This window comes from Mariniflexile sp., from assembly GCF_041583155.1.
GTDB lineage: Bacteria > Bacteroidota > Bacteroidia > Flavobacteriales > Flavobacteriaceae > Mariniflexile.
In genome coordinates this window covers 1-6704 of record NZ_JBFHGK010000087.1, presented here as the reverse complement: position 1 = coordinate 6704, position 6704 = coordinate 1, and the positions used below count along the sequence as shown (strand labels likewise).

Annotated in this window: 5 protein-coding genes; all 5 read left to right on the top strand. The window is 36.2% G+C overall.

What is annotated here, in order from left to right; all coding sequences use genetic code 11:
* The first annotated feature begins 142 nt into the window (after nucleotides 1–142).
* Nucleotides 143–463 carry a tyrosine-type recombinase/integrase gene (locus ABYI63_RS17035; RefSeq protein ID WP_372758064.1) on the top strand — a complete coding sequence of 107 codons (321 nt, stop codon included), beginning with the start codon at nucleotides 143–145 and terminating at the stop codon, nucleotides 461–463.
* Between the two features lie 553 nt (nucleotides 464–1016).
* On the top strand, nucleotides 1017–2453 hold the full coding sequence (locus ABYI63_RS17030; protein ID WP_372758063.1) for a sulfatase: 1437 nt from the start codon (nucleotides 1017–1019) through the stop codon (nucleotides 2451–2453).
* A complete protein-coding gene (locus tag ABYI63_RS17025) occupies nucleotides 2450–4339 on the top strand; it encodes a glycoside hydrolase family 97 catalytic domain-containing protein (RefSeq protein WP_372758062.1) in 1890 nt (629 codons plus the stop codon). The genes ABYI63_RS17030 and ABYI63_RS17025 overlap by 4 nt, the downstream gene beginning before the upstream one ends.
* 13 nt (nucleotides 4340–4352) lie before the next feature.
* Complete coding sequence (locus tag ABYI63_RS17020; protein WP_372758061.1) at nucleotides 4353–5951, top strand: sulfatase; 1599 nt, start codon at nucleotides 4353–4355, stop codon at nucleotides 5949–5951.
* A gap of 4 nt (nucleotides 5952–5955) precedes the next feature.
* Nucleotides 5956–6704 (top strand): sulfatase-like hydrolase/transferase (locus tag ABYI63_RS17015; RefSeq protein WP_372758060.1); only part of this gene is annotated, 749 nt, incomplete at its 3' end.

The following is a 6704-nucleotide window of genomic DNA, read 5'->3' as shown; positions in this document are numbered from 1 at the left end:
ATTAGAGTTAGTGATGTACTACAATTGAAATGGAAAGATTTCATGGATAATCGCTTATATTATCGCATGAACAAAAACAATAAATTGGTTTTATTAAAAGTGGCAGATAAGGTCTTAAAGATTTTAGATAAACTAGAAAGACATGAAGATTCTGTGTTTTGGTTTTAAGGAACTAGAAGGAGTAGATGCTAATGACAATAGATTGATTAGAACCAGAATAAAAACGGTGACACGGAATTTTAATCGAAGACTGGAATTAGTTGCCGAAAAGGCAGGAATAGACAAAAAAATGAGCATGCATATTGCTCGGCATAGCTTTGGAAATATTTCTGGAGACAAAATTCCCATCCAGGTTTTACAAAAACTAAACAGACATTCGTCGGTTACAACCACGATACTTTATCAATCAAATTTCCTTCAAAGTGATACAGATGAGGCTCTAGAAAAAGTAATTAATTTTTAGGACTGAAATTGAGTTTTTGACCGATAAAGTGTTTCATCTATTAATCATAAATTTTGATAATCAGTATATCGGGAGTACTAGGTTCAAATTCTGTTATCCTGAAAAAGTAAAAGCGTTAATTATGAAAATCGAATTATTCCAAAATATAACACCTGAATTTTCACTGACTAAAACCTTTTTTAAAGAATTACAACCTATTAAAGTAGAAAATGCGAAACAAGCAATTGGAATTTTTTAAATAGTAATGAAAAAACTCTTTAGTTTGAGATTAACGAATGTTTTTTATTATTGATAATAAATAATAGCTATTTGAGCAATCAGATGCAACATTTGTAGGTACTTAATGAGAATTGTATGAGCGTTAGTTACTTTAATTTTGTAGAAAATGGCTTTGACTTAGTAATGTTTGCTTTAAATCATAGAATAAACCAGATTTATAATCCAGTAGGACATTCGTTAATCATAAAAAATTATCTAAATTTCAGTTTAAAGGTACCAATACGATTTTATATAAAAAAGGGAGCATTTTAACGAATAAAACAAAATAATAGGGATGCAACGCAACACTTGTGAAAATAAAACGAGGTTTGTTAATAGCTTAGGCACTTATATAGGTGTGTTCGTTTTCTTTAGCTGTCTCTTAGGGCATTCACAAAACCAAAAAGAAAGACAGCCAAATTTCATCATCATATTTACCGACGACCAAGGATATGCCGATTTAAGTTGCTTTGGCGGTACCCATGTTAGCACCCCAAATATTGATAAAATGGCTGGTGAGGGTGCCAAATTAACCAGTTTTTATGTGGCAGCACCATTATGCACACCTTCAAGAGCAGCATTAATGACGGGTAGTTACCCCAAAAGAGTAGGGTTGGCTACCGGAAATGATTTTCCAGTGTTACTTGCAGCCGACTCAAAAGGGCTTAATTCCAATGAAATTACCATAGCAGAAATTTTAAAATCAGTAGGATACAAGACGGGTATGTTCGGAAAATGGCATTTAGGCGACCAACCAGAATTTTTACCAACCCGTCAAGGTTTTGATGAATTTTTCGGAATACCCTACAGCCATGATATTCATCCTTTCCATCAAAATCAACAAAAATATAATTTTCCGCCATTACCTTTACTTGATGGTGAAACCGTTATTGAATTGGATCCCAAGGCCGATTATTTAAACAAACGCATCACAGAAAGAGCAGTTCAGTTTATTGAAAAAAATAAAGAAGCCCCTTTCTTTGTTTATCTGCCACATACAAGTCCACACCGGCCACTTTTAGCATCACCAGAGTTTATGAAAGATGCTCCGGAAGATGTGAAAGCCATGTTGAAAAATGAGGGTGAAGGCGTCGATTACAAAACCCGCGATAAAATTTATAAACAAACTATTGCTGAAATAGATTGGTCGGTTGGTCAAATTTTAGACGCTTTGAAAAGGAACGGTTTAGATGAAAACACCTTTGTCATATTTACTTCAGATAATGGCCCTACCATAGGAAGCGCAAAACCTCTTAAAGGAAAAAAGGGAAGTACCTTTGAAGGCGGTATGCGCATGCCAACCGTAGTAAGATGGCCTAATAAAATACCTGCTGGTACCATAGATAATGAGCTGCTTACTGCAATGGATTTAATGCCAACCTTTGCAAAATTGTCTGGAGCAAGAATACCAACAGATCGTGTTATAGATGGAAAAGATGTGTTTTCAGTGTTACAAGGAAAAAGCAAAACGCCACATAAGCAATTCTTTTATTACAGCAAAGAAACCTTAGAGGCAGTACGGTCAGGCCATTGGAAATTACATGTTGCAGATAATGCATCACCAGCACTTTATAATCTAGAAAATGATATCAGTGAAAGCACCAATGTTTCACAAGAACATCCTGAAGTAGTGGTAAGACTTCAAAAATACATTTCCGAATTCGAAAAAGAGCTTAATAAAAATAGCCGTCCAGCTGCATTTATCAAAAACCCAAAACCATTATCAAAATGAAAAAAACACTATTAGCCATAAGCTTTGTTTTAACCCTCTACAATTGTTCCAATAAAAAACAATTTGCAATAACATCGCCTAATGGGCAAATTAAAATTGTTTTAGATAATAATGAAGGTCAATTAGAATATAGTCTTATTGAAAATAATACAAATGCGATTTCAAATTCAAAGATTTCTATTTTACAAGATTTAAAGGTTGAAATTTTGGATGCTAAAATAAACCAAGTCAATGAAACTTGGAAACCAGTTTGGGGGCAATTCAGTGAAATTAAAGATAATTTTAATGAGTTAGAAGTATCTTTAAATTATGAAGGGACGCCTGCAAAACTTTATGTCCGGTCTTATGATGGCGGGGTTGCATTTCGTTTCAACCTTCCTAATATTCCTGAAAGTACCAAACCTTCATTTTACATGGAATATGGCTTAGCAGAAACAAGTAGCTTGTATTCACCAGCGGGTGAAGGGGAACCTTTGGGACCTCTAGAAATAGATGCTTTGCAAACCATGGATTCTGTAAAACATAAATTTAAAATGCCTATGGTGGTTGAAACAGCTCAAAAACAATATATGTCATTATTGGAGTCTGATTTGGTAAGTGCCCCAGGATTTAACGTAATCAATTTTAATTTTGATAAACAAAGTGGAAATTTAATATCAAATAATGAATTTACTTCAGAAGAAAAAGAATTAGTTACCCCTTGGCGCGTGATTCTTCTGGAAAACAACATAGGCGATTTGCTCACCAATACCTTACCTCTAAACGTAGCAGCCCCAAATAAACTTGAAGACACCTCATGGATAAAACCTGGAAAAACCCTTTGGGATTGGCGGGTACATGGTTTTAAAACTGAAGATGGATTTACCTATGGCATTGATAACGAAAGTTATTACCGTTTTATAGATTTTGCTGCTGAAAATGAGATAGAATATTTTATGATTGACGATGCGTGGTACACCCATGTAGAGCCAGGAAAAATGACCTTATCTGACAAATTAGACTTAGATAAAGTAATCAAATACGCCGAAGACAAAGGCGTTTCGTTGCTTTTGTATTATGATAGAAGGCAAGGTAATTATGGTGATGAAGCCTTGTTTCCGTATTACAAATCCCTAAATATGAAAGGCATCAAATATGGTTTCATGAGTTCAAACGTACCATTTACAAGAGATGCCATACGCATGAGTGCCGAAAGTAATTTGTTGATAGATTTTCATGATGGTCCGGTACCTTTTACTGGGGTTAGCAGAACCTATCCCAATGCCATTACTAGAGAATATTGTCATGCTCAACAAGATTCCAGACGTGCTTTTACACCAAAAACATTTATTAGAATGGCGCTTATAAATGCTATTCAAGGTCCTTTGGATATGAACAATGGGATTTTTGATATCTCAAGCGTGAATGCAGGCGAAAGGGAAAAGGGTCCAAAAAAACTAAACACTTTACAAACTACGGTTACTGCAGAAGCGGCAAGAACGTTAATTGTTTTTAGTGGTTTGGTGTGCATTCCCGATGCGCCTGAGTCTTATGCTGAAAAATCAGATTTATTTGAATTTATTAAAGAAATGCCAGTTGGTAAATGGGATGAAAGCAAGGTGTTGCATGCCAAAATGGATGCCTATATTTCTACCGCAAGACGGCATGGAGACGATTGGTTTATTGGTTCCGTTCACGCAGAAGGTGGCACTTTAGATATTGCTTTAGACTTTCTAAATGAAAACCAAAAATACATCATTACGTATTATGAAGATACCGAAGATACCAATAGCAAAACTAACCCCGAAGCTTACCAAGTACGAATAGCCACTGTAAAAAAAGGTGATGTGGTAAAAGCTAAAATTGTTTCTGGTGGCGGACATTGTATGTGGATTAGACCTGAATAAAATTAAAAATCGAATGAGAAGAACAGTATATATATTTTCCGCGATGGCCCTTTTGTTGGCATCGTGCAAAACCAAAGATCAAATTGCTAAACCACCCAAACCTAATATACTTTTTATTGTGGTAGATGATTTGGGTTATGCCGATTTAAGCGTGATGGGAAGCGAATATTACGAAACTCCTAACATTGATGCCTTGGCAAAATCAGGATCTATGTTTACTAATGGTTACGCTACATGTTCCGTTTGTAGCCCTTCGCGAGCAAGTTTACTAAATGGGCAATTTACAGCTAGACACGGCATTACTCAGTACGAAGGCGCTCCTACGGGTTTAGATTGGAAAAATAAGAACCGATACACCAAATTATTACCACCAGAGTATAAACATCATTTAGATCAAAACGATGTGACCTTGCCCGAAGTATTAAAGGAAAATGGATATGCTACTTTTTTTGCTGGAAAATGGCATTTAGGCAGTGCAGCTGAACACTCACTGCCAACAGACCATGGCTTTGATATCAATCAAGGCGGTTATGAAAGAGGAGGGCCTTATAGCGGTGGCTATTTTTCACCGTTCAACAATCCGAATATGACAGATTATGAAGATGAAAAAGGCATGTCGCTTTCAATGAAATTGGCCAAAGAAACTTCAAAATTCATTGAAAAAAATAAAGACACCACATTTTTAGCCTATTTGTCTTTTTATGCGGTGCATTCACCCATTCAAACTACAAAAGAAAAATGGAAAAAATATAGAGACAAAGCCGAAAAAATGGGTATTGCAGAAAACGGTTTTGAAATGGCACGTGAATTACCTGCTAGAAAATACCAAGACAATCCAGTGTATGCGGGCTTGATTGAACAAGTGGATGAAGCCATAGGAAGCGTGATGCAAACGCTGAAAAAATACGGGTTAGATAAAAACACAATCATCGTTTTTACTTCGGATAACGGCGGCGTAACTTCAGGTGATGATTTCTCTACTAATCAACTTATGCTTAGAGGCGGAAAAGGCTACCAGTTTGAAGGGGGCTTGCGCGTACCTTATTTCATTTACGTTCCGTGGATGCAGCAAAATGGTTCTAAAATTGATGAGCCAGTTTCGGGCGCCGATTTGTTTCCTACGTTGTTAGATTTGGCCAACATTCCTTTAAGACCACAAAATCACGCTGATGGTTTAAGTTTAAAACCACTTTTAAATGGTGGTAAAATTGCAGACCGACCTTTATATTGGCATTATCCACATTATGGAAATCAAGGTGGCGAACCCGTTTCTATCATGAGAAAAGATCATTGGAAACTGATATATTATTGGGAAGATGATCATGTGGAATTATATGACCTAAATACCGATTTGGGAGAAACAAATGATGTGTCTGCAACGCATAATGAAAAAGCATCCGAAATGAAAAAACAACTGATGGATTGGTTAGAGTCTATGAATACCCAATACGCGAAAGAAGACCCTGAATGGGATGAAGATGCTTGGAACCAACGTTTGGAAAACAATAAAAACAAACTCATGCCCAGGTTAGAAGCCCAAAGAAAACAAATGCTAAGTCCAGATTGGAAACCTAACGACGATTGGTGGGGAAGTGATGTAAAAAACAATTAATACAATGAAAATAGATTCCGTTAAGTTGTTTTTTGTTAAAATGTTCATGTTTACCTGTTTGGTACATGCTCAGGGCAACAAGCAACAACCTAATATTGTTTTAATTTATGCCGATGATTTGGGTAATGGACTGCTTAGTCATTACGGACAAAAAATCATCAGCACACCGCATATCGACCAACTGGCACAAGAAGGCATTACTTTTGAAAATGCTTATTCGGGGATGGTATGTGCCGCTTCCAGAGCTTCTTTAATAACTGGGTTAAGAGATTGCGACCCCAAAAATTTTCAAATTACAAAAGCAGGTATCTATTCCAAATTAAACAACGGTAGCTATTCCAATCAAGAAATCCAAAGAATCATTGATTCAGCCTTAACACCTCCTAATAAAGACGCCGTTTTTTTAGGAGAAGTGGCTCAAAAACAAGGCTATGTAACAGGTCAGTTTGGTAAATTGGAATGGGGATTTGCAACCTCGCACCTACAAATGGTACGTCATGGTTGGGATGAATACTATGGCTATCTAGACCATGTAAGAGCTCATGGTTTTTACCCACCTTTTTTATTTAGAAATGGCGAAGTAGAATATATTGAAGGCAATACTCATGCCGATTGTGGAAAAACCAAAGAAAACGAAACACCTGAGAAGTTTAAAGAGCGTTGGAATATGGAAGGTAAAACCGTTTATTCCCAGCACTTGTTTATGACTAATGTTTTAAATTTCATCAGTAAAAATAAGGAGAAACCGTTCTT

Coding starts and splice junctions, on each gene's coding strand:
- ABYI63_RS17035 (WP_372758064.1), top strand. CDS start 143: ATGAAGATTCTGTGTTTTGGTTTTAAGGAACTAGAAGGAGTAGATGCT.
- ABYI63_RS17030 (WP_372758063.1), top strand. CDS start 1,017: ATGCAACGCAACACTTGTGAAAATAAAACGAGGTTTGTTAATAGCTTA.
- ABYI63_RS17025 (WP_372758062.1), top strand. CDS start 2,450: ATGAAAAAAACACTATTAGCCATAAGCTTTGTTTTAACCCTCTACAAT.
- ABYI63_RS17020 (WP_372758061.1), top strand. CDS start 4,353: ATGAGAAGAACAGTATATATATTTTCCGCGATGGCCCTTTTGTTGGCA.